The organism is Neobacillus sp. Fa239 (assembly GCF_055395235.1).
In genome coordinates, this window is record NZ_AP041611.1 from 1,508,995 (window position 1) to 1,535,710 (window position 26,716).

Annotated in this window: 20 protein-coding genes; 15 read left to right on the plus strand and 5 right to left on the minus strand. The window is 38.8% G+C overall.

The genetic code is table 11. From position 1 onward, the window contains the following. Positions 1 to 78: 78 nt before the first annotated feature. The 4 genes from ACZ5XR_RS07230 to adhE all read left to right on the plus strand — a co-directional run bounded on the left by ACZ5XR_RS07230 (position 79) and on the right by adhE (position 4,745). On the plus strand, positions 79 to 870 hold the full coding sequence (locus ACZ5XR_RS07230) for an ABC transporter ATP-binding protein (protein WP_464500990.1): 792 nt from the start codon (positions 79 to 81) through the stop codon (positions 868 to 870). A 270-nt stretch (positions 871 to 1,140) separates the two neighbouring features. Then, positions 1,141 to 1,704 (plus strand): DUF2062 domain-containing protein, encoded by a 564-nt coding sequence (locus ACZ5XR_RS07235; RefSeq protein ID WP_464500991.1) that lies wholly within the window; start codon positions 1,141 to 1,143, stop codon positions 1,702 to 1,704. 154 nt (positions 1,705 to 1,858) lie between these two features. Beyond that, the gene (locus tag ACZ5XR_RS07240) at positions 1,859 to 2,086 is read left to right on the plus strand and encodes a hypothetical protein (protein ID WP_464500992.1); all 228 of its coding nucleotides are present in this window, start codon (positions 1,859 to 1,861) and stop codon (positions 2,084 to 2,086) included. A gap of 55 nt (positions 2,087 to 2,141) precedes the next feature. Further along, on the plus strand, positions 2,142 to 4,745 hold the full coding sequence (gene adhE / locus ACZ5XR_RS07245) for a bifunctional acetaldehyde-CoA/alcohol dehydrogenase (RefSeq protein WP_464500993.1): 2,604 nt from the start codon (positions 2,142 to 2,144) through the stop codon (positions 4,743 to 4,745). Positions 4,746 to 4,795: 50 nt separating this feature from the next. Here the strand turns inward: adhE and ACZ5XR_RS07250 are convergent, their stop codons facing one another. After that, entirely contained in the window at positions 4,796 to 6,721 is a 1,926-nt protein-coding gene (locus ACZ5XR_RS07250) for a S53 family peptidase (RefSeq protein ID WP_464500994.1), read from the minus strand. A 427-nt stretch (positions 6,722 to 7,148) separates the two neighbouring features. On the opposite strand from ACZ5XR_RS07250, the gene ACZ5XR_RS07255 reads away from it, so the two are divergent. Both ACZ5XR_RS07255 and ACZ5XR_RS07260 read left to right on the plus strand, forming a co-directional pair. After that, positions 7,149 to 7,433: a hypothetical protein gene (locus tag ACZ5XR_RS07255; protein WP_464500995.1), complete on the plus strand. Its 285-nt coding sequence runs from the start codon at positions 7,149 to 7,151 to the stop codon at positions 7,431 to 7,433. Between the two features lie 153 nt (positions 7,434 to 7,586). Beyond that, entirely contained in the window at positions 7,587 to 7,835 is a 249-nt protein-coding gene (locus tag ACZ5XR_RS07260) for a hypothetical protein (RefSeq protein WP_464500996.1), read from the plus strand. A gap of 209 nt (positions 7,836 to 8,044) precedes the next feature. Here the strand turns inward: ACZ5XR_RS07260 and ACZ5XR_RS07265 are convergent, their stop codons facing one another. Both ACZ5XR_RS07265 and ACZ5XR_RS07270 read right to left on the minus strand, forming a co-directional pair. Then, positions 8,045 to 9,277: a type I restriction endonuclease gene (locus ACZ5XR_RS07265; protein WP_464500997.1), complete on the minus strand. Its 1,233-nt coding sequence runs from the start codon at positions 9,275 to 9,277 to the stop codon at positions 8,045 to 8,047. 1,250 nt (positions 9,278 to 10,527) lie between these two features. Further along, positions 10,528 to 14,235 carry a polysaccharide deacetylase family protein gene (locus tag ACZ5XR_RS07270; RefSeq protein WP_464502252.1) on the minus strand — a complete coding sequence of 1,236 codons (3,708 nt, stop codon included), beginning with the start codon at positions 14,233 to 14,235 and terminating at the stop codon, positions 10,528 to 10,530. A gap of 276 nt (positions 14,236 to 14,511) precedes the next feature. On the opposite strand from ACZ5XR_RS07270, the gene ACZ5XR_RS07275 reads away from it, so the two are divergent. The 7 genes from ACZ5XR_RS07275 to ACZ5XR_RS07305 all read left to right on the plus strand — a co-directional run bounded on the left by ACZ5XR_RS07275 (position 14,512) and on the right by ACZ5XR_RS07305 (position 23,042). Further along, positions 14,512 to 15,153 carry a hypothetical protein gene (locus tag ACZ5XR_RS07275; protein WP_464500998.1) on the plus strand — a complete coding sequence of 214 codons (642 nt, stop codon included), beginning with the start codon at positions 14,512 to 14,514 and terminating at the stop codon, positions 15,151 to 15,153. 324 nt (positions 15,154 to 15,477) lie between these two features. Continuing rightward, positions 15,478 to 16,212, plus strand: coding sequence for a glycosyltransferase family 2 protein (locus ACZ5XR_RS07280; RefSeq protein ID WP_464500999.1), 735 nt, complete (start codon positions 15,478 to 15,480; stop codon positions 16,210 to 16,212). A gap of 260 nt (positions 16,213 to 16,472) precedes the next feature. After that, the gene (locus tag ACZ5XR_RS07285; protein WP_464501000.1) at positions 16,473 to 17,906 is read left to right on the plus strand and encodes a glycosyltransferase family 2 protein; all 1,434 of its coding nucleotides are present in this window, start codon (positions 16,473 to 16,475) and stop codon (positions 17,904 to 17,906) included. A 551-nt stretch (positions 17,907 to 18,457) separates the two neighbouring features. Beyond that, positions 18,458 to 19,396, plus strand: coding sequence for an ABC transporter ATP-binding protein (locus ACZ5XR_RS07290; protein ID WP_464502253.1), 939 nt, complete (start codon positions 18,458 to 18,460; stop codon positions 19,394 to 19,396). Between the two features lie 17 nt (positions 19,397 to 19,413). Then, positions 19,414 to 20,580, plus strand: coding sequence for an ABC transporter permease (locus tag ACZ5XR_RS07295; protein ID WP_464501001.1), 1,167 nt, complete (start codon positions 19,414 to 19,416; stop codon positions 20,578 to 20,580). Then, positions 20,573 to 21,691 (plus strand): ABC transporter permease, encoded by a 1,119-nt coding sequence (locus ACZ5XR_RS07300; RefSeq protein ID WP_464501002.1) that lies wholly within the window; start codon positions 20,573 to 20,575, stop codon positions 21,689 to 21,691. The genes ACZ5XR_RS07295 and ACZ5XR_RS07300 overlap by 8 nt, the downstream gene beginning before the upstream one ends. A gap of 154 nt (positions 21,692 to 21,845) precedes the next feature. Further along, entirely contained in the window at positions 21,846 to 23,042 is a 1,197-nt protein-coding gene (locus ACZ5XR_RS07305; RefSeq protein ID WP_464501003.1) for a glycosyltransferase, read from the plus strand. Positions 23,043 to 23,114: 72 nt separating this feature from the next. Here the strand turns inward: ACZ5XR_RS07305 and ACZ5XR_RS07310 are convergent, their stop codons facing one another. Continuing rightward, positions 23,115 to 24,560, minus strand: coding sequence for a DEAD/DEAH box helicase (locus ACZ5XR_RS07310; protein WP_464501004.1), 1,446 nt, complete (start codon positions 24,558 to 24,560; stop codon positions 23,115 to 23,117). 374 nt (positions 24,561 to 24,934) lie between these two features. Here ACZ5XR_RS07310 and ACZ5XR_RS07315 point away from each other — a divergent pair, with 374 nt between their 5' ends. Continuing rightward, positions 24,935 to 25,135, plus strand: a complete 201-nt coding sequence (locus ACZ5XR_RS07315) for a cold-shock protein (protein ID WP_464501005.1) — start codon at positions 24,935 to 24,937, stop codon at positions 25,133 to 25,135. Between the two features lie 168 nt (positions 25,136 to 25,303). On the opposite strand, the gene ACZ5XR_RS07320 is transcribed toward ACZ5XR_RS07315, so the two are convergent. Then, the gene (locus tag ACZ5XR_RS07320; protein WP_464501006.1) at positions 25,304 to 25,471 is read right to left on the minus strand and encodes a hypothetical protein; all 168 of its coding nucleotides are present in this window, start codon (positions 25,469 to 25,471) and stop codon (positions 25,304 to 25,306) included. 329 nt (positions 25,472 to 25,800) lie between these two features. Here ACZ5XR_RS07320 and ACZ5XR_RS07325 point away from each other — a divergent pair, with 329 nt between their 5' ends. Beyond that, positions 25,801 to 26,250 (plus strand): S1 domain-containing RNA-binding protein, encoded by a 450-nt coding sequence (locus ACZ5XR_RS07325; protein WP_464501007.1) that lies wholly within the window; start codon positions 25,801 to 25,803, stop codon positions 26,248 to 26,250. Positions 26,251 to 26,716 lie beyond the last annotated feature (466 nt).

A 26,716-nucleotide genomic window follows, 5' to 3' on the forward strand; every position in this document is an offset into this window, starting at 1 on the left:
AGTACCTACCATTCATACTTCACTATGATACTATAATAAATAATCATTCGAGTATCAAAATGAAAGGGAGTAATCCAAATGGTATTGCAGCTGGAAGGTGTTTCATTAGTAAGAAATGGACAATGGATTTTACAGAATGTAAATTGGACAATCAATAAAGGCGACCACTGGGTATTATTTGGATTAAACGGTGCCGGAAAAACGGCGATTTTAAATATACTAAATGCCTACAATTTCCCTTCAAAGGGGAGGGTGACCGTCCTTGGTAAAGAATTCGGGAAAACCTATCTTGGAGAAAAGCTTCGTAAACAGATTGGATTTGTTTCCTCATCCCTTCAAGAGAAAATGTATCCGAGCGATAATGCCTTTGAAGTCGTGTTAAGTGGCGCATTTTCTTCGATTGGGCTCTACGAATCGCCTACAGATGAAATAAGACAAAAGGCAGTTACGCTCCTTGAAGAACTTGGCTGTATCGATTATGCCAACCGGAACTATGAAACCTTGTCCCAAGGGGAAAAACAACGGGTCCTTATTGGCAGGGCATTAATGGCAGATCCATCTCTACTTATATTTGATGAGCCTACTAATGGATTGGATTTCATTGCTCGTGAACAGCTGTTGGAATCGATCGAAACGCTCTTGAAAAAGCCAAATGCCCCAACAATGGTTTACGTCACCCATCATGTTGAGGAGATCCTGCCAGTATTTAATAAAACTTTGTTACTAAAAGAGGGACAAGTATTTAGTTCAGGAGATACTGTTGATATGCTTTCGAGCGGGAAACTTTCCGATTTTTTCGAGATTCCTGTCAGTGTTCTATGGCAGAATAACAGACCATTACTTTCCAAATTATTAGTTAGCGAAAAATGAGCAGTAAAAGAGAGAGGGTTGTTCATTGACTGGGTGAATATTCTCTCTTTTTGTTTATTAAATTTTTATTATTTCTTCTTAAATATGCAACTTTTGTATTACAATAGAGATATCCCTATTGTTATGGTTTTGAATTGGATTTCTTTATAGAAATCGTAAAATAATAATGGCAAAATTTTTTTTCGAAAATATAATGGTAATAGGGCTTTTAAACAAAGGCTTTATTACCAGTTGAATAGTTTGGGGATTCATTAAAAAGGAGGTAACAGCATGAGGAAAAAGCCAAAAAAGTATAATTTTTTTCAACGGATCGGCCGGGCTTTTAAATTGAACTTTTTAAAGCTTTTTCGTTCACCAGGTGGAGCCAAAAAAGTTTCATTAGGATTTGCTCTTGGCTTTGGTTTAGAAATGTTAGTTATTTCGACAGCATCTCTCATTTATATAGTGTTTATCCCGATTGTTCGTTTATCCAAAGGTTCTTTACCTGCTGCAATCATAGGAAATGTAATTGGAAAACTTTCATTTTTACCTGTTCTTCTGTTACCGCTCGCCCGAAAAATCGGCAAAGCCATTTTACCAATGCGAGTACAATTAGGGCATTCTACACCTTTTTCATTTCAAAAATTAATGCATGGTGATTTTAACGGACTAATTGGGATCCTTCACGGAGGGATTCACGTATTAATCGGAATGACCATTTTAGGTATCGTCCTCGGCACTATTTCTTACTTTATTGTTCATTATTTTTACGATAAGGAAAAGAAGAGAAGATTAACAAGAGCACGTAATAAACATGCCATACGGGCAAATCGAATGAATAGGGATTTAATTTAATGGAAAAAGCCGTTTATGATCCAAACATAAACGGCTTTTTTATACATAGGATTTTGAAAATGTATCAATGTGTCAAAGTTTGTTCAATATTTCACAATCTATTCCTCAAATTCCATGTTATGATGAAATCACAAAAGAAAAAGGAGTGAAACAAATGATGATTTGTGAGTGGAATACTTTTTCTACAGATTCTGAAACCTATACACTTGATGCGTTTGAAGCCGCTGTGGGTGATGAATTTGAAGCGATGCTGTTCAAAGAAAAAGATCCAGTTCCTGCTTTTATATGGACTGTTAATTATGTCATTATAGTAAAAAGACGTTCCAATGTTCTAACTGAAATCTCATTCGAAAAAATTCCAAGAAATCCGGTGTGCGAATAAACCTTTTTTTAAAAAATCACATGTGAAATATTTCACAAATTGAGGAGTGAAGAAAATGGCAGTGGAAGAAAAAGTAGTTAAACAAAATCAAAATGTTACAAAAATGGTCGATGAACTCGTAAATAATGGTTTAAAAGCATTGGAGGAATTCCGCTCCTTCAATCAAGAAATGATCGATGAAATTGTGAAACAAATGGCGCTTTCGGGGCTCGACCAGCATATGCCGCTCGCAAAATTGGCAGTGGAAGAGACAAAAAGAGGTGTTTATGAGGATAAAATTATTAAAAATATGTTTGCGACGGAATATGTCTATCACAACATTAAATACGATAAAACCGTTGGCATCATTAACGAAAATGATATCGAGGGAATTATCGAAATTGCCGAACCTGTCGGGGTTGTAGCCGGTGTTACGCCTGTTACAAACCCAACCTCTACCACCATGTTTAAAGCATTAATCTCGATTAAGACGCGCAATCCAATCGTTTTTGCCTTCCATCCATCTGCACAAAAATGCAGCAGTGAAGCCGCTAGAGTTCTCAGAGATGCCGCGATTAAAGCAGGTGCACCTGAAAACTGTATCCAATGGATAGAAACACCATCCCTTGAGGCTACCCAAGCACTGATGAACCATGCAAAAATCTCGATGATCCTGGCAACGGGTGGTGCCGGTATGGTGAAATCCGCTTATAGCTCCGGTAAACCGACTCTTGGAGTGGGACCAGGGAATGTTCCTTGCTATATTGAAAAAACCGCCAACCTCAAACAAGCGGTTAATGACCTTATTTTATCAAAAACCTTTGACAACGGTATGATTTGTGCATCCGAGCAGGCAGTCATCATTGATAAAGACATTTATACGGACGTTAAAAAAGAAATGATCGCCAACAAATGTTATTTTCTAAATGAGGAAGAAAAGCAAAAAGTAGAAAAATTAGTGATCAATGAGCATTCCTGTGCGGTAAACGCTGATATTGTCGGAATGCCAGCATTCAAAATTGCCGAAATGGCAGGGGTTTCTGTTCCGGAAGGCACCAAAATCCTTGTGGCAGAATTAAAAGGAGTCGGTCCAAAGGAACCTCTTTCCAGAGAAAAATTAAGTCCGGTTTTAGCCTGCTACAAAGTAAGCGGCTTAGAAGAAGGGTTAAAACGAGCTGAAGAAATGCTGGAGTTTGGCGGTTTAGGCCACTCTGCAGTCATTCACACCAATGACCAAGAGGCAGTTAGAGCATTTGGCCTCAGGATGAAAGCCGGTCGGATTATTGTGAATGCTCCTTCTTCACAGGGCGCGATTGGCGATATTTACAATGCCTATATGCCTTCCTTGACACTTGGCTGCGGCACATATGGCGGAAACTCTGTCTCAACGAACGTGGGTGCCATTCACTTAATTAATATTAAAAAGGTTGCAAAGAGGAATGTGAATATGCAGTGGTTCAAAGTCCCTTCCAAAATTTATTTTGAAAAGAACTCTACACAGTACTTGGCCAAAATGCCGAAGATATCAAAAGCTTTCATTGTTACCGACCCTGGCATGGTGAAATTAGGGTATGTAGATAAAGTACTTTACCACTTAAGAAAGCGCCCTGACTATGTGCATTGCGAAATTTTCTCAGAGGTGGAACCAGATCCATCCATTGAAACCGTATTGAACGGGGCAGAAATGATGGCTAAATTCCAGCCGGATGTGATTATCACGCTCGGCGGTGGCTCCGCAATGGATGCTGCTAAAGGTATGTGGCTGTTCTATGAGTATCCGGATTCTGAATTCTTTGGTTTAAAACAAAAGTTTCTCGATATCCGCAAAAGAATTGTTAAGTATCCAAAATTGGGAGGCCGGGCACAATTTGTTGCCATTCCGACGACTTCCGGTACAGGCTCTGAAGTAACGTCCTTCTCTGTTATTACGGATAAAGAAGCAAATATTAAATACCCGCTCGCAGATTATGAATTAACACCGGATGTGGCAATTATTGACCCGCAATTTGTCATGACGGTTCCTAAACATATTACTGCAGACACCGGGCTGGATGTATTGACCCATGCCATTGAGGCGTATGTATCTTGCATGGCCAATGATTTCACCGACGGATTAGCGATGAAAGCCATTCAACTGGTATTTGAATATCTGCCAAGAGCCTACAAAAATGGCCGTGATGAAGAAGCACGCGAAAAGGTTCACAATGCTTCTACGATTGCCGGAATGGCCTTTGCCAATGCCTTCTTAGGAATTAACCATAGCCTTGCGCATAAGCTGGGAGCAGAATTCCATATTGCTCACGGTCGTGCCAATGCGGTTCTTTTACCACATGTCATTCGTTATAATGCGACAAAACCGACTAAGTTTACCGCCTTTCCGAAATATAACCATTTCAAAGCGGATAAACGCTATGCGGAAATTGCCAGAACACTAGGTCTTCCAGCCCGTACGACGGAAGAGGGTGTCGAAAGCCTTGTTCAAGCGATCATTAAACTGGCAAAAGAGCTGGAGGTTCCGATGAGCCTTGAGGCTAATAATATTGATAAAGCAGAATTTGAAAGCAAAGTGGAGTTCTTAGCGGACCGCGCTTTTGAAGACCAATGTACGACTGCCAATCCGAAGCTTCCGTTAGTGACCGAATTGGCGGAAATTTATCGGCTAGCTTATAAAGGAGTTTAATACATGAAAAAGGCTGGCCCATAAATAAAAAGGGTCAGCCTTTTTTAAAATTACTTTGAGAATTTATCAGCAAGTGCTGCTACATCCGGTGTACCAAGGCCAGTTGCCTGATTGTACACTGTACCAGGGGTACCAGTATAGAAACCATTATCATTATCAGCACCAGTCTTATTTAATGGGTGCAGTGGTGAATTCTTTTGCTGGGCAAAACGATAGATTTGCGGGTTCCAGAATCCAACCTGCGTATGGTCTGCACTATTAATTAATGCTGAAAGTCCGGCTAATTGCGGAGCTACGAAGGAAGTTCCACCGTAAGTAGCACTTCCGAAATTTGTGCCTGGTGCACCCGGATCACTGAACCAAACCTGATACCCGGTATATGGATCGGCGTTCATCGAAAGGTCCGGCATATTTCTTCCTGTACCAGTTCCAGTCACAATCGTAGGCGCGGCATCACGAGTAAGAGTAGTTTGATTCGCATCAGGAGTCCATTGTTTCACACCTGTAAATTTGTTGACACCTGGCACGCCAAGCTGGTAGTACGGCGTGTTGAATAAATGGCTAAAGCCGCCGCCTCCTCCAGCAAGGTATCTTTGTGCCCAGCCAACTGGATTATCTAATCCTCTTACTCCAAAGTAACCATACAGATAATCCCAGCCCCAAGCGCGTTCCTGGTCATTGCTTACATCATAATTGTAAGTATTGGAGTGGAAATGGAACGGTAAGGTTGTCCCGCCGGCTGCCGTAATATACGGACTATCTGCAGGATTATCAACGGATAATGAAGTAGCATTGGCGACTCCAGAGTCAAATCCGAATTGTCTAGCCGCATCATAGGCCCCTTCGTCGCCGGCTGCAGCGAACATGGAAATACCCTGGGAGGCTGCCTGCATATACAATTGGTTAAATACTTCAGCATAACCCGGTGTTTCAAGCTGCTGTTGGACGAAATAGTCAATCGCCGGTTCACTTTGACCCCAGCTTACCGAGATTTGCTGTGCCTTGTTTTCATTGATTGCCGTTGCGAAGGCATCCGTAAACCCTGTGTCGGTGTTTGGACCAACAAAGACATTGATATTGGCTTGTGGTGCCAATGCTCCGGATTGTTCTACGTCTAATGTTGTTTCATCATAGCCTGCCCAGCCGGAGCCGCCATCGACATTTGTTTTTGTAATCCGGTTTGGTTTCACATTTATGTTATTCCCCTTCCAGAAAGCATAGGCATCATCAGGATTAAAGTCAGCCAGAGTGACAACCCCAATGGTTTGACCTTTCCCAGCAGCCCCTTTATCATAAAGCGGCTGGACATTATATTGCTTAATTAAATCACTTGGCAATAAATTAAGCGGACCGGCAGGCGAAGTGCCGTCTTCCGTTAAAGCTGCCGGCTGCTTGACAGCATGGGAAGTGAAATTGGCGTAATTCGATAATCCAAGGATACAAAGTATATCTCCGCCAAAATTCGCTGGTACCCTTGGGTTGTCCTTAGTGCCGTGAAAGGATTTTCCTTTGTATTGTTCTTGCTTTAGAGTGATGGAAAAGGCTTTATTAAACTGATCTGCCGTTCCGGTCGCGGTAATAATCAAGTTATTAGGATAAACTTTTGATTGAATACCGAAAGATTTCAAGTAGGATGTTGTCAGTTTAATAGAGGTTGAATCGGCACCATAGCTTTTACTAAATTGGTCGACTGATAGATACTTGCGATAATTTATATTTCCTGGTGTGGTTGTTTGCTTAATAAATTCAGCCAGCTTGTCCTTATTATGGATCTTCATCACAATATCGACAGTGACTTGGGTATTTCCAGGCAAATCTCCAAAAACGCTCGCATTTTGTAAAACCTGAGGATTTGCGCCCTGTTGAACGGCGACTTTTTGCGGACTTTCCGCATTGGTTAAGGAAGGTACAGCAGTGAGCAGCACGAGAGAACTTAATGTGGATACAGTTGAGATTTTTTTCAAAAACTTCTTCATCCAATAACCTTCTTCCTTATTTATTTAGTTGTACGAATCAATTATGGTATACAACTTTTTGGTAGACAATAAATAATATTCTGCCTATTCTGACAATAATGAAAAATACAGCCTTTAGTACCTTTCCGATTGTAAAGGCAGTGAATTTTTTTAGGAAAGAGGAATGGTGAAATTGGAATTCTTATGGAAAGGTTGTGGTGGCATATAACCTGGTCGAGCTATAAAAGATTTACCTATCAAGGGTTGATAAAGTTATTTCACGAATTCGACAAAATGCGCGAATTTCCTATCTTATCACCAAAAGAGGGGAGAAATGGCCTACTAGCTTTTTGTTTAAATTATTTAAAAAATGTGAAATTTTCGTTTTTTAAAAGGAAATTTCCTCTATCTTGTCAAATTTATTGATGGGATTGGAGGTGATGAAATTATGATCCTAAATAATGCCACAATTGCGATTGATCATCTTGAATATTCAAATCTTACATTTGATTTTGCAGAATCAAATGATGAAATTAACGTTCTGGTCGTCGGTGATACAGAATCGATCATTCAGACGTATACTTATATACTTGAAAATGGAATGAAAGGAAAAATTTCCATGTTCGGGATGGATGAAACTGGCGAAGAACATTCATTTGAATTGAAAAATCCAAATAAATTGCAATTCAATTTAAGTCGGCCCTATTCATTTTCGATCATCTGTAAGAAATAATCAGTTGATAATATTAAAAATTTCAAAACCAAACAAAAAACGCTATGTTGTCCCGTTTACTATATTAGTAGACGATGTGATAACATAGCGTTTTTTTCTTGTTGGACTTTTATAGAAAAATAGACATATAGATTAGTAAGGAGGCGTTCAGGCATGGGGAAAAATATTTCAAAAATCCTTTTTATAACCGGCTGGGTAGTGATCGTCGTAGGAATTATCAGCGGAATTGATTCGACCTTATACTATAACGCTACTCAATATTTGACGGCGGGGGAAAGGGCGGAGCCTATCAGAATTACAGAAATATTAAATGACATCGTTTCACCGTTTAAAGACGGGGGATTGCTGATTGGGTTGTCTTATATTATAAATTACCTAAAGAAAGATAATGCCGCCCAGTGAGGACGGCATTTTATATTGTTTTTGGCTGTGTAACTTGGTGGTTGATCTTCGCTCCGGGCGCTCGCTTTCCGCGGGGAGGTCCGGGAGCCTTCTCGGCGCTTTTGGCGCCTGCGGGGTCTCCCGTGACCTCTTCATCCCGCAGGAGTCGAGCGCCCTCCGCTCCTATCAACAGTTGTAAAAATCAAAATTCACCTTTAACTCAGTCAATTTTAATAAATATAATTAAAAAAATCAGCAACATTTTCAACTTTGGATACCATATTTGGTATCTCTCTAAATGACAGATTTGGTAAACAACTTTTTAAATAGTAAGTTTTATCATTAGTGGTTTTATTAGAGCGGTAACCTAGTTTCGCATTGATAAAGCCTGTATTTTTAAGTATTGGATTATCTTCTAAGAAATTAGCGAATTCGTTTGATTTTACAGGGTATAAGGTAGTATCCTCTTTTTGATTAGTATATTGACCGATTAAATACCCAACAATCGAATTCCCTTGTGTAAGTACTGATGCAACAAAAAAATCACTCAACGGATTCCCTTTTTCCACTGAATATTCTTCCTTAGGAATTTTTAATAATTTGATATAAGATTGTGAATTTGGCTGGACTAATTTTACTCCATTAAATTCCTCAAAAGTATTTAAAGACTTCAGATCTTCTTTTGAATAATAATTCTTTTTATCTTCCTGTGGAATTTCTTCTTCAATCTCTGCTGATACTTCCTGTAAAAATTCATTATTAAAAGGAGTTTCAAATTTTTCACTTATAATTTCAGCAATAGATTCTTGAATACATTTCTGCACAAGAGGGCGGGCAGTATTTATAAACTGTTGAGTTACTTTAAAGTTAAATTGCTCTTTTATTACAAATTTAATAAAGTTATCATTCGGGTTTTCAAATATCTCCTTAATTACGGATTTAAAAGATTGTGTGTACATTAGAGATTCAGCTAATTTCTTAATACTTTCATAGTCATAAAGATTTTTAGAGAATTTAACTAAATTGTTGAAATCCTCGTCATTAAAATTTGTAATATTAAATGTAAAAAATGGTTGGGAATCCATGATATTTGTATCATTTAAATCCGTAAAAAAATGATATTCTATACCGTTTGTTAAAATACCTAATCTCACACTTGGAAAGGTACTAAAATACCTACTAAGTTGCGGTGCACTTTTATTTATTTTCGTATTTATTGATTTTGCTTCCACAAATATTTTAGGTTCCCTATTAATTGATATAGCATAATCTACCTTCTCATTCTTCTTATGAAAATCTGCAGTGAATTCAGGTGTAACTTCTTGTGGGCTGTATGTATCGTATCCAAGACCGTTAATTAAAGGTAAAATCAAAAATTGTTTTGTGGACTCCTCATTTTTGATTAAATCTTTGTTATCATTTAAGACTTTTTTTAGCATCTCTAATGTTTCTTTTAGATTCATATTGCATTACCCCCAGTTTTATTAATTCTATATTTTCCTATTTAGAAAAGATTAAAAAAGACACCTAAAACATTTATGCTTGCTCTAGGTGTCTTATTCTTTCATTTGTAGATTCAACGTATTTACATTACAAATTTGTGATGGTTATTTTGACCTCAATTGATTACTTAAGTCCTAGGAATTTAAATTTATTTTCCTACATTAACAATTTTGACCAATAGGGAAATTGTTGTCAACGATTTTTTTTTAGTTAATTACTAAGTGGTCATTCAGGATAATTTGTTAGAATTTATAATTTTAAGTTTCAGACAAGATATCTTTAATTAAACCTAGCTATATGCGAAATAAACAGAGTAAGAAGAATCGGTCAAGGAGTTTAGATACCCAAAAGCAGGATCACAAAGAAGAAACGGTCACGTAGGAGGAGTCTAGGTGACCCAAAGCAGAATCAAGAAGAAGAAACTGTAACGTAGGAGGAGTCTAGGTGCCTAAAAGCAGGATCACAAAGAAGAAACGGTCACGTAGGAGGAGTCTAGGTGCCCAAAAGTAGGTCCAAGAAGAAGAAACGGTCACGTAGGAGGGGTCTAGGTGCCCCAAGGCAAGATCAAGAAGAAGAAACGGTCATTTAGGAGGAGTCTACGTGACCCAAAGCAGAATCAAGAAGAAGAAACGGTCACGGAGGAGTCTACGTGACCCAAAGCAGAATCAAGAAGAAGAAACGGTCACGTAGGAGGAGTCTACGTGACCAAAAGCAGGATCAAGAAGAAGAAACGGTCATGTAGGAGGAGTCTACGTGACCCAAAGCAAGATCAAGAAGAAGAAACGGTCATGTAGGAGGAGTCTACGTGACCAAAAGCAGGATCAAGAAGAAGAAACGGTCACGTAGGAGGAGTCTACGTGACCAAAAGCAGGATCAAGAAGAAGAAACGGTCACGTAGGAGGAGTCTACGTGACCAAAAGTAGGATCAAGAAGAAGAAACGGTCACGTAGGAGTCTACGTGACCCAAAGCAGAATCAAGAAGAAGAAACGGTCACGTAGGAGGAGTCTACGTGACCCAAAGCAGGATCAAGAAGAAGAAACGGTCACGTAGGAGGAGTCTACGTGACCAAAAGCAGGATCAAGAAGAAGAAACGGTCACGTAGGAGGAGTCTACGTGACCAAAAGTAGGATCAAGAAGAAGAAACGGTCACGTAGGAGGATTCTACGTGACCAAAAGCAAGTTCAAGAAGAAGAAAACGGTCACTTACCATTACATATGTTCCTTAACGTTCACAATAAAGGGTTCCTGCGTCACATTTCCTTTTCGTTTTAGCTTATTCCAGCCAACGGTAATTCCTTTCATTGCCGAAAAAATAGATTTTAATACGACGTAGGTCATAATCTGCTTGTACAAGATTCGTTGCAGAAACAACGAACCAAGTGGGCGCGGATTTTCCTTTTCCATGCGAAATGCGTAAAGAGACGTCATGAAATCCAGCAAGTAAAACAGGATAAAGACGATCGCTGCTTTTCCAGGATGCGCTCCAAAAAGCGCTAAAATGAACAATAGATCTGCAATTGGCGATATAGTTTGATATATATATTGGAAAATCCACATGTTAGGCAGGCCGATATATCCTAATGAGTGATGCTTTTTATTGAATAGTGCATCCCGATGCTTCCATAAGCATTGCAGGGTACCATAAACCCATCGGTACCGCTGTTTGGCCAGGCTTTTTATATCTTCCGGCACTTCGGTAAAAGCAAAAGCCTTGTCTTCAAACTCAATCTTTTTCCCTTGGCGCAAAAGAGTAAGAGTAAGATCGGTATCCTCCGCCAATGTATCTTCTTGATAGTAGCCTGCTTGTTCAACCGCTGTCTTTCTCCAGGCACCGATTGCACCCGGTACAACCGTAATGCAATTAAGTGCGGCAAAAGCTCTTCTCTCTAGGTTAAAGCCTGTTACATATTCGATATGCTGCCAGTTTGTAAGGAGGTTTCCCTTATTGCCAACCTTCACATTCCCTGAAACAGCCGCAACCTTATCATCTTTAAAATGGTTAACTAGCAGCGAGATGGCATTTTCAGCAATGAGTGTATCAGCATCAAGAGCGACTACGATTTCCCCTTTCGCTTCTTTAAAACCAAGGTTTACAGCAGAAGCTTTTCCACCATTGGGTTTCTTAATCAATCTGACGTAAGGGTGGTTTTCATATGAGTTTTGAACAACAGCAGCCATATCATCCTTGGATCCATCGTCAATAATCAGCACTTCAAATGCTGGATAATCGCTGGATAAAATAGAATGAATGGTTTTACAAATGACTTTTTCCTCGTTATAGGCTGCAATGACGCCACTTACAAAAGGTGTAAAGCCCGGGTCAATCTGGATTCCTTTATCTCTTTTTACCTGTCTCCTGGACAGGAATATGAATAAAAGCAGGCGCAGGATCCCTAAAAGGATCGCCGAGAAGAACAGGATACTTAGTCCTAATCGCCAGCCGTGCATCATTTTAAATACAGCCTTGTCATAGATCACATAAGGGCTTTCCTTAGCAGACGGCATGATCTGGCTATTACTTTTTCCTAAAAGACCTGCAATAGTGGTAAAGGTGTAGCCGCGCTTCTTAAGTTCTTTAATAATCATTGGCAACGCCTTTACCGTGTTGGAGCGGTCACCGCCGGCATCATGGAGCAAAATAATATTTCCGTTTGGAAGCTGGTCGATTACGCGCTGCACAATTTTGCTGCTGGATGGTCTTTGCCAATCGTTCGTATCAATTAATTCGCCGACCATTGTATAACCCATATTTTGTGCCCGTAAAACCGGAAGCAGTTCGTTTCTGGTGCTGGGTTCAGCATCGGCCACATACGGCGGACGGAAAAGGTTCATCGAATGACCGGTAATTTCTTCAAAAAGCCTTTGATTTGCATTCAGCTCCATTTTTGTTTGCAGCGGTGAAATGGATGCAACATCTGGATGGGTAAAGGTATGGCTGCCGATTTCGTGCCCCTCTTTATACATCCTTTCAATCAGCTTTGGATTCATTTCAGCATTTTCTCCAACGATAAAGAAGGCGCCTTTAATATGATTTTTGTCCAAAATGTCTAATATTTTTGGTGTATAGGTTGGATCCGGTCCGTCATCAAAGGAAAGGACGACTTCCTTGTTCTTCGGTTTGCCATATCGAACCACCTCAAAAGGCTTTGGCAATTTCGTGTAGGATTCATCTTGAATGAAACCATTTGGATCGGATTGAATGTTCCTTTTCCCTTTTTCTGATTGGGAAACAATTTTTAAAATTTCTCCAGCACCGGTATAATGGACAGGCTCAGGACTGACTAATGTTTTAAGGGCATCGGAAGGATTGAGCAATCCCTTTGGTTTATTGATGAAATTCCAGATAGAAGGATCTTCAGAGCCAAGACGCCAAACCGCTATGCCTTTTGAACCGCTATTATACGCTTGCTTCATTTGGTTATAAAATGAAGCTGCATCTAAAAACCAAACAATATGGTTTTCTCCGTTTATTTTGTAACGTAAATAAGGGTTGCCTGCTTGTTTATTCCAATGAATTTTCAGGTTAGTCCCAATCCCGAGATCCATAATATCCCCGAACGTCATCGTATCAGCAGCCTGATTGGAGTTTTCTACCCAGTCGTAACCGAAGCTTCCCAAACTCACAATCAATTTATCGGAAGGAATATGAAGCTGGTTTAAGCTCACTCTTACCCAATCAGATGGTGCGACAGGTCCAGGTTTACTCATCGAATTGTGTTGATCATAGAGCATCACAATCATCCGATCAACGTCAGACGCTATAGAAGAATAGTTATAACTATCGTTCATAGGTGGTACATCCATCGTTACTATGAGACCATGTTGATGAAGGGCTCTTGACACTTTATCCATAAATCGTGTGAAACCAGCTTTATCATTTTGTTTGATATCTTCGAAGTCAATATTGATCCCTGCAAAATGATTTGTTTTCACATAAGCTAGTAATTTTTTAATAAACAGATCTTCATCACCGGGAGTTGTAAATAACCGATGAAGAGCCTCTGCATCCCATTTTTGATTTATATAATTATTAACTAATGGGAGCATCTTAATATGATGTGCTTTTGCCTCTGCAATTATAGACCTATCAGTGCTAGTTTTAAGGCTTAAATCGGGAGTAAGCTGCAGCCACTCCGGAATTAGTGTTGTAATAGATTTGATATTTTTTTTGAAAGAAGTTTTGCTGTTTTCGTCCCAATTGACGTAAAAACCATACACTTCTTGTTTGCTGGTAACTGATTGTTTTCTTACTAGGTCATTATTTTTTTGATTGGATGGCTGGATGCTGTCCAGCTGCGTGGCTACCTGTTTTTCACTAATAGGTTGATTAATTGGTTCAATCCCGCTCGTTGCTGCGTTTTTGTTCAATGGCAGGCCAGAAAATACCGGGTCCGTCATCAGGCTCTCCATAAAAATAATCGAAACTAAAACAAGAAGGACTGCGAAGCCTGTACTCATTCGTTTAATAATGGTCCAGCGTCTTTTGGCAGGATCAAGAAAAACATGCTCTTGATTTTGCTCCCTTTTTTTTAGTCCTAAATTGTAAAACCAATGGAAGAAAAAATAGCAGATAAGACCGATTAAGCCTCCAAGAACGCCTGTTGCGACGGATTGTGAAAAATGTATTTTAAGTTTAAACGTTGAAAATAACCAGTCATTAATAATGGTAAGGTATCCTTCTAATACACGTAAATTCAAGAATGGCAAATGTCGTATAAATGGGATAAAAATAGTAATCAGTGTTCCGAGAAATAAAGCGACAATATTAAGACGAAATAAGAGTGAAAAAGCAATCATTAATGGGATTCTGGCACTATATAAAGGTAAGAACCCCAAGAAAAACCCAAGTGTACTCGCAACTGCTCCTCCATTTCCAGTCACAGGTGCAAATAAGGATCTAATCATCCACCTAAACATTCGATTCACCGAGATTCCTCCTCATAGGTGTAAATGTCGAAAAAGTATATATTAATAGATTGAGTTTATTTTTATATATAGATGTCACTTTTCGACGAAAAATGACTAACAACAAAAGGTTAGGTGGCTGATTAAGAATTTTGGGGGTAGAGGATCAGTTTTATATGGTACTGACGCAAGTTTTTGCCTAAAATGATCATTAGTTATACCCCCAAAACCAAGTGGGATCGGGCGAAATTTGTAATAAAGTCGAAAAATAGATACTAGGAGAAAACTATGAACAAACTGACCAAAGGGGCCATTGCGATGGTGTTATTGGGTTCCGTTACGTTTTCTATCACCAACGCTTTTGTTTCCGATCATCCTGCTATACGGCTGGCAGAAGCAAATGTTGCAATCAAATCCACGGACCAAAAGAAAGCAGACCATAAAGATCATTCTTCTAAACAATTTACAGAAGCAAATACATTAAGCAATTCCGGAAATCAAAAAACAGCCGTTAGTATAAACCAAGCAGGAAAATCGGTACAGGATCAAACCCAAAACGTGCAAACCACGGCTTCTCATAAAATTCCTGCAGTCCATGAGGTTTTAAAAAATGGAAGCAATAGTGGTGTAGCCGTAGCGCCAATTGGGAAGAGCACGAAGGCAACGAATGATCGGATAACAACTGCCAAGACAACAGCACCTGCCACGAATACCATGACAAATTCGAATAGCACGGCTACGGAAACAACAAGGACGACTTCAGCTGCTGCACCAACACCGAATAAAACTGCACCGGGACAATCGAAAAAAGCAACAATGACAATCGGAAAAACGACATCGACACCAGCAGCAAATAATCATGGAAAACAAGTTTCACAAGCCGCAAAAGAAAAAGCTGCGAGCCATCAAGTTAAAAAGAAAACCAATTGAATTAAAAAAGTTAATCTTTAAAAAAAGATCGCCATCATTTGGCGATCTTTTTGCTGTAATATTGCTTTCCTTAAGAACTTGGCTGAAATCCACGCTAATATTTACTCTTCAATTCCTTAACCTTAATCCAACCATCATTAATCACATTAAAAATAGGCTCATATTGATCGCCCCACCTTACAAGTGCCACTTGTATCACTCATTGCATTTTATCTGTTACAATTTTTCTCTTCGTTGTTTCCGTTCTAACATATTTTTGAAAATGTAACATATTTGTAGCAAAGAATGTTTCGATGAATCATGACGATAAGAAGGGGAGATGAAATGATTTCGGTTGTTGCTTGTACCAATCGTGAGGATTATGTAGGGAATATTCTTGTGAATTTTCGAAAACAAACACTTCCGGATCTAGAGCTGGTCCTCATACTTAATTCTACAAAGATGGATGACAATCGAGTCGAGAACCTCCTTGGAGAAGCCGGTATAAAGAGTCATTTGCTGCAATTTCCTGAAAAAATGAGTTTAGGAGAATGTTTAAATTATGGCGTGGAACGAGCCGGGTTTGATTACGTTGCAAAAATGGATGATGACTATTATGGAGTCAATTATTTGATGGAAGCGTATGCGGCACTCAAGCAAACAAACGCAGAAATGGTCGGGAAAAGCAGCTTCTATATATATTTTAAAGAGAATCAGGAGCTTCGATTATATAATCCGTATCATGAAAATCGCTGGGTCATCAATAATGGTCAGAATAGCTATCAGACTTCCTTTTTTTTAAGTGGGGCGTCAATGGTTTTTAAAAAGGATTTATTTAATAAGGTATCCTTTCCACCTATTAATCAGGGGGAGGATAGCGGGTTTCAACAAAGGTGTTTTGAAAACAATGTAAAGATGTATTCTTTATCAAAGGACCATTATCTATATGTCCGCTATGGAAATACACATCGTCATACTTCCGATGCAACGGATTTGGCTTTAAGAAGGCGAAGCCAATTTGTCCTCAACGCTTCTTCAGTGGAAGCTATTTTCAGCCTGCTTAATAAACGGTTCTGTTAAACAGGGATGTTGATTGGAGCGAAGGAAGCTCGCTTTTCGCGGGGAGGTCCTAGAGCCTCCTCGGCGCTTTAGGCGCGTGTAGGGGGCTTCATTTGAGAAATTAAATGCACCATTTGGAAGGAAAAAAGATGCACTTATGATTAAATAATTTGATCCTATAATCTATTGCATTAGGACAGGCACCCTTACACCAAATACATAACAAACATATTATAAATGAGTGTGTAATTAGAAAAATTTGAAAGGAGAATAAATTATAAATGAAAATAATAAAGAAGCAGGGTTACATTTACTCTGGAAAGTCTAAGAAAAAAACGCAAAGTGAACAAGATGAAATAAAGAAAGGTCCTTCTAGTAATAATCACTCAATTGATGCTTCTTTTGAAAAAGAAATTAACAATAATGACGCTGAAACTAGCAGACTCTTGTATGAACAGGAGACTGTCAATGTTAAAAAAAATGGTGTTAGCATAGATAATGAGCAATACGAATTGAAAATCAAAAACAATCATAATAATCCAGTAAAAGTGAGTATAATCATGCCCACCTATAATAAGTATCATCAACTTTCACTTTCTCTTTACGGCCTATCAAAACAAACATTTCCTCAATTTGAATATGAAGTAATCCTCATTGATGATTGCTCCACAGATAAAACACCTATTCTCTTCCAAGAAACTGATGTTCCATTTAAATTCAAATACATCCGGCTTAAAAAAAATAAAGGTCGATCTTTCACGCGAAATATAGGAATAAAGCATTCAGAAGGAGAAATTTTAATCTTTTTAGATGGAGAAATGTTAGTACCTTCAAAGTTTATTGAAAATCACTACAGACATCATGAAAAGAAATTGAATTTAGTTGTTACTGGGGCAATGCATTATGAAGGTATTTATACTTTTATTTTTAAAGAATATAATACAAGCCAATGGATATTGCTAGATAGTTTAGCGAAAAATAATTCGCATTTTTTAAGAAGATATAATGAGTTTAAAAATAGTAAAGATATAGTTTTTCCACTCGTTACAAAAGAAGATATTGATAATGAAAATTATAAAGCTTTGTCATTCCCTAATCGTTATTTTCTTAATAGTGGGGTTAAACATTTCGAAAATAATTTAAGTGAGTTTAAGTTACCTTATATTGCATTTTTAAGTGGTAATGTATCAGTAAGAAAGGAACAAGTTGATAAAGTTGGTTACTTTGATGAGAGCTTTGTAGGATATGGAGCAGAAGACTGGGAGTTGGGATATCGGTTGTACAAAAATGGAATCCAATTCGTACTGGATCCATTGACCGTCGCCTACCATCAAGAACATCCTATTTCAACAGAAAAACGTAAAGAGCAATGGGGCAACCATTATAGACTAGTAAAGAAACATCCCAATCTTGATATTCTTATTTTGGCTTTGGAATGGAGAGGATTATCATTCATTCACATTCATAAAACATTAGTCGAATATGAACAATTGGAAAAACAATTTCCAAAAGAATATGAAGAATTAAAGAATGCATTTAAAATTATGCTTTTTAAAGTCATTGAACATCTTAACGAGGAAAAACCAGTTACAAAACTTTACGAATTACCAGAAAGTTCAGTAGAAAAAAGGATCATTCAAGAACAGTTATCAAAATTACGACCTCTTGGACTTCATTATCTTGCTAGTTCTTTTGAACAGTTATATCTACTCTAAAAGGGGTGCCCCCAAAAAGTTATACTTTTGGGACACCCTCTTTTCGTTTTTTATTCATCTTCGTCTAGCTCGACGTTGAAGCTTTCAATGTCTTTGCACCTGATGACCGCTAGCCTCACGCTAACGAAAGGGGACATCGAACCAGGCTCAATGATTCGTACACAGCAGCATTTTACTTTAACGAGCACACCAAAAATGATGTCGCCTGATTTTGTTTTAATGGTTACATCACAGCCCTTGAAGCATTTAAGAAGCCTGCATAAACAATCACATTTACAATTACTATTTTGTCTTCCCCTATCGTTATTGTTATTTTTTGACATGACACAACTCCCCTTAAATAAGAAAACTCTAGGATACTATATTCATTTAAACTGGGTTGTTGCCCGTATCCATTAAAAAATTGGCGGGTATTGACTTGGGATTACATCATTAGAACAATACTATTACAGAAAGATAAATTCATATTTTTGAAGAAATGGATATTTTTTCATGTTTGATTAATGTATGATTAAGACGAAAGAATCAAGCAGGGGGTGTTGCAAGTGGAAATGTTGACCGTAAAGAGTTTACAAAAAACCTTCGGCCAATTTAAGGCGGTAAAGGGAGTTTCCTTTTCCGTCAATAAAGGGGAATCCTTTGGACTGCTGGGTCCGAACGGAGCCGGAAAATCAACGACCATCAACATGATTACCGGGTTGTTCCCGCCCACATCAGGTTCGATTATTCTAAATACGATTGATGTGGTCAAACAGCCAAAGCAGGCACAAAAATGGATCGGGGTTGTACCACAGGAAATTGCCCTTTATCAAGAAATGTCAGCAAGGGAAAACTTGAAATTTTGGGGAAGATTATATGATCTTAGTGGAAAGGCACTCGATAAAAAGGTCGATGAAGTGCTGGAGTTGATTGGCTTAACCGATCGGGCGAAAGATAAAGTTGCTACATTTTCAGGAGGCATGAAGCGGCGGGTGAATATAGGGGCCGCGATTCTCCACCAGCCGCAAATCCTTATCATGGACGAGCCGACAGTTGGGATTGATCCGCAATCAAGAAACCATATTTTAGAGACAGTGAAGCAGTTAAACCATGAGGGCATGACCATTATCTACACCAGCCATTACATGGAAGAAGTGGAATTCCTTTGTGAGAGAATCGGAATTATTGACCACGGTGAAGTCATTGCCTGCGGGACGTTAATGGAGCTGCGCGAGAAAATGGAGGATCGCTCAAAAATAAAATTAACGATTGAGAACCTGCCTGGAATTTCCACACCATTGACGGACGCATTAATCAACCTTTTTTCCGAAAAGGACATCCAGCTCGAAGACAACGAACTCCTGGTTTTTCATAAGGAACCGCATAGCATCTTAAGCAGACTGATCCAACTGGTGACAGAATTGGGAGCAAAGGTCACCTCTGTCGAAATTGTGGAGCCAAACCTGGAAAGTGTGTTTTTGCATTTAACCGGTCGTAGCTTAAGAGATTAATAAAGGGGGTGATGGTCATGGGTTTCTGGTGGCTTGCCTGGAAGGATTTAGTGCTGATGATCCGTGATCGAAAGGCCTTAATTACCTTGGTGATGATGCCGTTATTGTTAATAACCATTTTGGGGGCTGCATTTGGCAATATTTTTAACGAGAGTGATGCTGTCATCAAGAAATTCACCCTTGGCGTCGTGAATTTAGATCATGGGGTGTTAAGCAAAGCATTAACAAAGGATGTATTGGAGAAAAGTCTGTCGAAGCAAATCAAGGTTCAGTATTATCCAGAACAGGAATTACATAAAAAAATAAATGATCATCAATTAGACGTCGGTCTCATCATTGAGCCGGATTTTACGTCAAGCTTACTAGCAGGAAAAGAAACACGAGTGAAGCTGTTAACGGTTCCTGACCCGGGCATCAAAGCGGTCATCGTGGAAAGTGTCATTGAACAGTTTACACAAATGATTCCGATTGAAACCATGACGGTGGCAAAACAAGGAAATGTGATACCGCAAAATAACTCCATGGATACTAAAACCTTCATAAAAGAAACCACGATTAATAAAAAAACAAAACCAGTCGGATCCTTCCAATATTATGCCGCAGCGATGGGCGTGATGTTTTTGCTTATGACCGTCGTTCAGGGAATTACGATGATGATCCGTGAAAAAGAAGAAACGGTTTATCAGCGCCTACTGATCACGAAACTGACCTATCCGCATTATCTTTTTGGAAAAATGCTGGGCTTAATTGTTCTTTGTTTATTTCAGGCCTTTATCATCATTATCGGCACAAACCTTATTTTTGGAGTGAATTGGGGTTCGTCGATTCCGGGTATTGTGGTGATGACATTCGCCTTTGTCGTGAATGCCTGCGGACTCGGCATGTTGGCCGGGGCATTGATCAAAACGGAAAAAGGCTTTAATGTCGCCGGGATGCTCGGGACGCAGATTATGGCGGCCTTAGGAGGCAGTATGGTGCCGATGTATCTGTTTCCTGATTGGGTCATATTGGCCACAAAATTTTTGCCGAATGGGCTTGCCCTTCAAACGTACTTAAAGCTGATGTCCGGTTCAGGGTTGGCTGATATTCTTCCTTCCATTGCGGGCTCGATCGCTTTAGGCTTCTTCTTTTTTGCGATTGGTTTAGTTTGCTTAACGTTTGAAAGGAGGCGAAAGTATGCGTAGAATATTTCCAATCCTATCATTACACCTGAAGAGTTTTTTTAAAACCCCTAGTGCCTGGGTATTGATGTTTGTGCTTCCTCTTCTTTTCAGCTGGATTTTCGGCGGATTGTCTTCAAGTTCAACGGAAAATAAACCAGTCGTAAATATTGTTGACAGCCATAGCGAAATTAGTGGGCAAATTACGAATCTATTAAAAAAGAACGAACATTATTCATGGAAAACGGTGGCCTTAAAAACGGCACGTGCAAATGTTACGGATGAAAAGGTGGTCGCGGCTATTGTTATACCAAGCGATATTGAAAAGCGAATAGCCAATCAGCAGGTTTTATTTGATGTCATCATCGAAAAGAAGACGCAGGATTATCTGGCTCTTGCACCTTATATACAAGGTACAGCACGGCTGATTAACAGTTCCTATCAAGCAGCGGGAGAAGGTGCCTTACCCAATGTTTTAGCGGCAGTGGCCCAGCAGAGGGGCGTTATAGTTGAAAAACAAATTGTTCAAAAGGATACCAATACGCATGTGGAAACCAATTTAATGGTAGTCGGTTTTGCGATCATGTTTATGATGTTTGGTCTATCGGGCGCGGCCTCCAGCATTCTTGACGAACAAAGGGCAGGCACGTGGGGGAGATTGTTGGTTTCACCGGCTCGTAAATACGAAATTATTACCGGTTATTTGGGAGCCTTTTTTCTTATGGGATGGATCCAATTTGCGGTGCTGATTACAGCGATGAAGTTCATGTTTGATACGAACTGGGGCAACCTCGGGCTCCTTGTACCGTTTGCATCACTCGTGATTTTAATGGTTGTCGGCTTCGGGCTGATGATTGCCGGACTGGTCAAAACGAAACAGCAAGCGATGGCATTAAATGCTATTTTAATCGTCAGCACCTGTATGCTTGGCGGAGTTTACTGGCCGCTGGACATTGTGCCGGATTTTATGCAAAAAATTGCCTTAGTTGTACCGCAAAGCTGGGCGATGTCAGGATTTAAGGAAATCGTGAGCGGCAGTCTAAATTCGGGCATTTTATTGAAAGATACGCTCGCATTAGCCGGATTTATGATCCTGTTCTATGCGATTGGCTTAAGGGGGATGAAGTTTGAGTAGAAGGGTAAAAATCTATTTACTATTGAACAACATATATTAAAATAATAAAGCGAAAACATCTATTTTGATGTTTTCGCTTTATTATTTTCTTTATGCGATAATGCAAGCATAATAGAAATAGAAGCTTTAATGATTAGGAATGAGGAACAGAACCATGAAAAAGAATGTACTATTTATTAGCAGTTCCATTGGCCTCGGCCATGCAGCAAGAGATTTGGCCATTGCAAAAGAACTGAAAAAGCGAAATCCTGACATAGCAATTTCCTGGCTGGCTGGAGACCCAGCAAGCAAAGTGATTGAAGAGGCAGGCGAGAACCTGCTGCCGGAGTGCGAGCTGTTGGGTAAAGATAGTTTTTTAGCAGAAAAGGTCTCCAATGGGTTCGGATTAAATGTAAATAAGTATCTGTTTATGGTGCTCTTGGAGTGGAGAAAGAGCATAATGGCAATACGGAAGCTTACAAAAGAGAAAAAATTCGATTTAATTATCGCTGATGAAGCCTATGAATTGATATTAGCTTTCTTATTCTTTCCAGGAATTAAAAAGAAGGCACCATTCGTAATGATCTATGATTTTTTTGGCTTCGATGCTACAACCAAAAATCCCTTTGAGAAAATGGGTACCTATTTATGGAATTTTGCTTGGATAACAGGCAATCGCACCCCCTGGGTAGAAGACTTGTCTCTGTTTGTAGGGAATGTTGAAGATATTGCGGACAAATCCTATGGCGTATTCTTGCCAAACGCCAGAAATCATGCGGAAAAGCATTATAAGTTTTTGGGCAATATTTTACCTTTTAACCCGCAGGATTATAGTAATTCCGCCGAGATGAAAAGGCGGTTGGGTTCCGGGACAGGGCCACTTATTATCTGTTCTGTAGGTGGAACCGCCATTGGAGAGGATCTATTAAATTTATGTTCACGCACCTTTAGGATGTTAAAGGGAAATCTGCCTGAGTTACAGATGGTTTTGATTTGCGGGCCAAGAATTGATCCCCATTCCATTATGGCCGCTGAAGGAGTTCAGGTTAAAGGCTATGTGCCTAAATTATATGAGCATTTTGCCGCCTGCGATTTGGCGATTGTACAAGGTGGAGGAACATCAACGACGGAACTTGTTGCATTGAATAAGAATTTTCTGTATTTTCCTTTAGAAGAGCATTTCGAACAAAAGCTTGTATCTGATAAACTAGAAAGAATTGGCGCAGGAATCAAAATGAATTTCTCAGAAACGGACGAAATCACGCTTTCCAATGCTGTGTTAGAAAACTTAGGAAAGACCGTAAACTATCAAAAGATTAAGATTGATGGAGCAGGGAAAGCGGCAGAATTGATCTTACAGCAGCTCGTGTAATATCACAATGGAGGCAAATATCCCCCTCATCTTTTTAAGTGAGGGGGATTTAAGGGCTTCCTATAAAACTTTTTATTTAATTGCTTTGCTCACTTTTAACTTCTTCCCTTTGATAGTCAAATTCTCCATGGCTTGTAGAACTAGTGAGCCCTTTCCATTCAGAATATCAACATATGACATTTGATCCAGGATGGTTATAATGCCGATATCTTCTGCTGTGACTCCAGAGATTTTTGCGATCGTTCCAACAAAATCAATAGCACGAATTTTCTTCTTTTTTCCGCCGCTAAAATGGAGTTTCATAATATCTGAATTAATTCGAGCTGTTTTATTATTTCTTACAATCCGCCTAATGCTAAGTTTTTCTTCGAAAGCTGCTTTTCCACCAGCCACTTCCTGATGCGTGGGGGCTTCCATAGTAGGTATCTCAAAGCCGATGTATTTTTCAATTGTTTTCATGAACTTTCCTTCAAAAGGAGTTGAAAACGTAATGGCTTTTCCTTTATTTCCGGCACGGCCGGTTCTCCCGGTTCGATGTACATAGCTCTCTTTTTCCATAGGAACGTCATAGTTGATGACAAGTGTCACATTATCAATATCAATACCTCTGGCAGCTACATCGGTGGCCACCAGATAGCGGAAGTTCCCCATTTTGAAACCTTCCATAACAGCAAACCGGTCTTCTTGTTCTAGTCCCCCATGGAGTCTTTCACAAGTATATTGAGCTTTTTCCAGTTCGCTATACACAGCATCAACGTGTTCTTTGGTGCGGCAGAAAATGAGGCAGCTGTCTGGATTTTCTACTACCGTGACGTCTTTAAGAAGTGAGATCTTTTCTTCTTCTATCACTTCAATTAAAAAATGTTCAATGGTATCGGCCGTTCCCACGGTTGATTCAATCTCGATATTTATCGGCTCTTTCATATATTTATGGCAGAGATTTTCAACATCTTTAGGCAGAGTAGCAGAAAAAACCATCGTTATCCGGTCTAAAGGCAGCTCTTTGATGATTGCTTCTACTTCATCGATAAAACCTCTATTAAGCATCTCATCAGCTTCGTCTATGATAAGATATTTTATTTGATCTAAAACGAGGGTTTCTCGTTCAATATGGTCTTTGACCCGTCCAGGCGTACCGACAACTACATGAGTTTTTTGTTTCAATTCTGCCTTTTGTTTTGTAAAAGGTTCCTTTCCATAGACGGCCATCGCTTTAATGCGTTTAAACCTTCCGATATTGGTAATATCTTCGCGGACTTGAACCGCAAGCTCCCTGGTTGGGGTAAGAATTAAGGCCTGCGGGTTTTTTTCCTCCCATTTAATCATTTCGCAAACAGGAATACCAAAGGAGGCAGTCTTGCCGCTTCCTGTTTGAGATTTTACGACAAGATCTTGATTTTCCATTGCTAATGGAATGACCACACTCTGAACTTCTGTTGGAGTTTCGTATTTTAACACCGCTAGTGCTCTTTTTATTTCATTGCTTACATGATAATCCGCAAAACTTCTTTTACTCATTTCTTAACCTCATTTTTTGTTTTTTTCGACATATGTATAGAATTCTCTCCATGAAATATCATATGCATGATCTGAATATCGTTCATTATACACCTATGGAATGGTTAGACAGTATATTTCAACAATCATTGATAAAATATAGCTGCCGACCGGATAAAAATAGTTTTAATGTTTTCGTGAAGCAGTAAACCCCCTTTTCTAAGCTGTTTTAATAGTTAGCATCCTTGCAAACACATTCGAAAAATGCTATTCTTTAAAAGAATTATTTTTGTTCGGTGTAAAGGATAGCATCAGTAAAGCTTTTCGTCTTGATAATCACTGTGAGCAAGGATAGTATTATATTGTGTGTATTTACACACTAGGAGGCAACACAAATGGAAAAAGGTAAAGTAAAATGGTTTAATGGCGAAAAAGGCTTCGGATTCATCGAACGCGATGGTGGAGACGATGTATTCGTTCATTTCTCAGCGATCCAAGGCGAAGGGTACAAAACACTTGAAGAAGGTCAAGCAGTTACTTTTGACGTAGAGCAAGGTCAACGTGGACCCCAAGCTTCAAACGTTCAAAAAGCTTAATTATAAGAACGAATATAGAAAGACTCTTATTCTAGAGTCTTTTTTTATTTTTTAATAACATAAAAACCCTACTCACGAGTGAGCAGGGAATGGAGAACGGTAAATCAAATGGTAAAATCAGTGTAGCATACAAATACGAAATTTCCTAATTTAAAAATTAATCCGGTTTTATTCTTCAATTAATTCTTCTTCAAAGAAGAAGGTCTTTGGATATTCATTAACAATGTAAGAGTACCTTTTCATATTTTTAACATACTGAGATTTATAGATTGTTACTGATTCACCAGACGCTTTTATTTTAACTTTATCCCCAATAGTAAATAGACTTTCCCTCATTTTCTCACCCTCTCAGAAACCCAAATAATGAATTGATCAATTATTACTTATTGTTTTTGATGCATACTTTATAATATAAGTTTGACAGGACTTCTTAATAATATCCAGTTTTTTAGCTAAAATTGTGTAGATTGTATCAATTGGTAATGAGTGGATAATGGATTTTTTGAAATAATACAATCTATATTGTGATAAAATTTAACTTGAATATTTAATACTTGTCTTTTGTCATCATTGCATTTGGAAATATAAGAGGAAGATATTTAGCGATTTATATCATTCCTTATAGTAAAGTGTTTTTAACATTCTTGAGGGGGAACAATATTTTTATGTCAGTAGAAATAGGCAGCAAAGTAAAAGGTAAGGTAACAGGCATTACTAATTTCGGAGCTTTTGTGGAATTACCTGATGGATCGACAGGTCTTGTGCATATCAGTGAAGTAGCGGATAGCTATGTAAAAGATGTAAATGACCATCTCAAAGTAGGCGACCAGGTTGAAGTAAAAGTTGTTAGTATGAAGGACGGAAAAACTTCACTGTCCATCAAAAAAGCTATAGATAGACCTGAAGGACAAACCTCTTCCTATTCACAACGCCCACCACGCCCAGGAAGAGCAGATAACCGTTCCAAAGAATTTCGTCCAAAAGGTAATTTCAAATCAAAGGAAAGTTTTGAAGACAAAATGGCTCGTTTTTTAAAGACAAGTGAAGAAAATTTGTCTACCCTCAATCGTAACAATGGAGCAAAACAGGGCGGTAGAGGTGGAAGACGCGGATAAATGGTAAGAAGATTAAGATTGGTGGAGCAGAGAAACGAGCAGAATTGATCTTGCAGCAGCGGTTTTAATTTATAGATAATAAAAAGACCCTTGCCGAAGCAAGGGTCTTTTAGCGTCCCGAAGAGGATTCGAACCTCCGACCTACAGTTTAGGTATGTGTAATATTAAACTGTATTACATAGGCAAATGCCTGATTTTATAAGGTTTTATATAAACCATATAAAAATAAAATTATAAAGCCCAACTATTTTTATCAACCTAAACCATATTAATTTTTTTGTAAAACAAACAAAATATGGCTTTTATAATTTAATATTTGAAAGAAACGTATTAAATGAAAATTTTTCTATTTACTAAACGGGTGCTAATCTTTAATAAGAAAATATAAATGATCTTCCATAATCGGGCACTTTCATAAATATCAAAAAATCCCAATTTCTCAATTTTAATGCTGAGAAATTGGGAT

Excerpts from the sequence above, each read along its gene's own strand:
- ACZ5XR_RS07260 (WP_464500996.1), top strand. The coding sequence starts at position 7,587 with ATGGGGAAAAATATTTCAAAAATCCTTTTTATAACCGGCTGGGTAGTG.
- ACZ5XR_RS07235 (WP_464500991.1), top strand. The coding sequence starts at position 1,141 with ATGAGGAAAAAGCCAAAAAAGTATAATTTTTTTCAACGGATCGGCCGG.
- ACZ5XR_RS07270 (WP_464502252.1), bottom strand. The coding sequence starts at position 14,235 with ATGTTTAGGTGGATGATTAGATCCTTATTTGCACCTGTGACTGGAAAT.
- ACZ5XR_RS07265 (WP_464500997.1), bottom strand. The coding sequence starts at position 9,277 with ATGAATCTAAAAGAAACATTAGAGATGCTAAAAAAAGTCTTAAATGAT.
- adhE (WP_464500993.1), top strand. The coding sequence starts at position 2,142 with ATGGCAGTGGAAGAAAAAGTAGTTAAACAAAATCAAAATGTTACAAAA.
- ACZ5XR_RS07295 (WP_464501001.1), top strand. The coding sequence starts at position 19,414 with ATGGGTTTCTGGTGGCTTGCCTGGAAGGATTTAGTGCTGATGATCCGT.
- ACZ5XR_RS07325 (WP_464501007.1), top strand. The coding sequence starts at position 25,801 with ATGTCAGTAGAAATAGGCAGCAAAGTAAAAGGTAAGGTAACAGGCATT.
- ACZ5XR_RS07285 (WP_464501000.1), top strand. The coding sequence starts at position 16,473 with ATGAAAATAATAAAGAAGCAGGGTTACATTTACTCTGGAAAGTCTAAG.
- ACZ5XR_RS07290 (WP_464502253.1), top strand. The coding sequence starts at position 18,458 with ATGTTGACCGTAAAGAGTTTACAAAAAACCTTCGGCCAATTTAAGGCG.
- ACZ5XR_RS07255 (WP_464500995.1), top strand. The coding sequence starts at position 7,149 with ATGATCCTAAATAATGCCACAATTGCGATTGATCATCTTGAATATTCA.
- ACZ5XR_RS07310 (WP_464501004.1), bottom strand. The coding sequence starts at position 24,560 with ATGAGTAAAAGAAGTTTTGCGGATTATCATGTAAGCAATGAAATAAAA.
- ACZ5XR_RS07300 (WP_464501002.1), top strand. The coding sequence starts at position 20,573 with ATGCGTAGAATATTTCCAATCCTATCATTACACCTGAAGAGTTTTTTT.
- ACZ5XR_RS07315 (WP_464501005.1), top strand. The coding sequence starts at position 24,935 with ATGGAAAAAGGTAAAGTAAAATGGTTTAATGGCGAAAAAGGCTTCGGA.
- ACZ5XR_RS07280 (WP_464500999.1), top strand. The coding sequence starts at position 15,478 with ATGATTTCGGTTGTTGCTTGTACCAATCGTGAGGATTATGTAGGGAAT.
- ACZ5XR_RS07250 (WP_464500994.1), bottom strand. The coding sequence starts at position 6,721 with ATGAAGAAGTTTTTGAAAAAAATCTCAACTGTATCCACATTAAGTTCT.
- ACZ5XR_RS07275 (WP_464500998.1), top strand. The coding sequence starts at position 14,512 with ATGAACAAACTGACCAAAGGGGCCATTGCGATGGTGTTATTGGGTTCC.
- ACZ5XR_RS07230 (WP_464500990.1), top strand. The coding sequence starts at position 79 with ATGGTATTGCAGCTGGAAGGTGTTTCATTAGTAAGAAATGGACAATGG.
- ACZ5XR_RS07305 (WP_464501003.1), top strand. The coding sequence starts at position 21,846 with ATGAAAAAGAATGTACTATTTATTAGCAGTTCCATTGGCCTCGGCCAT.
- ACZ5XR_RS07320 (WP_464501006.1), bottom strand. The coding sequence starts at position 25,471 with ATGAGGGAAAGTCTATTTACTATTGGGGATAAAGTTAAAATAAAAGCG.
- ACZ5XR_RS07240 (WP_464500992.1), top strand. The coding sequence starts at position 1,859 with ATGATGATTTGTGAGTGGAATACTTTTTCTACAGATTCTGAAACCTAT.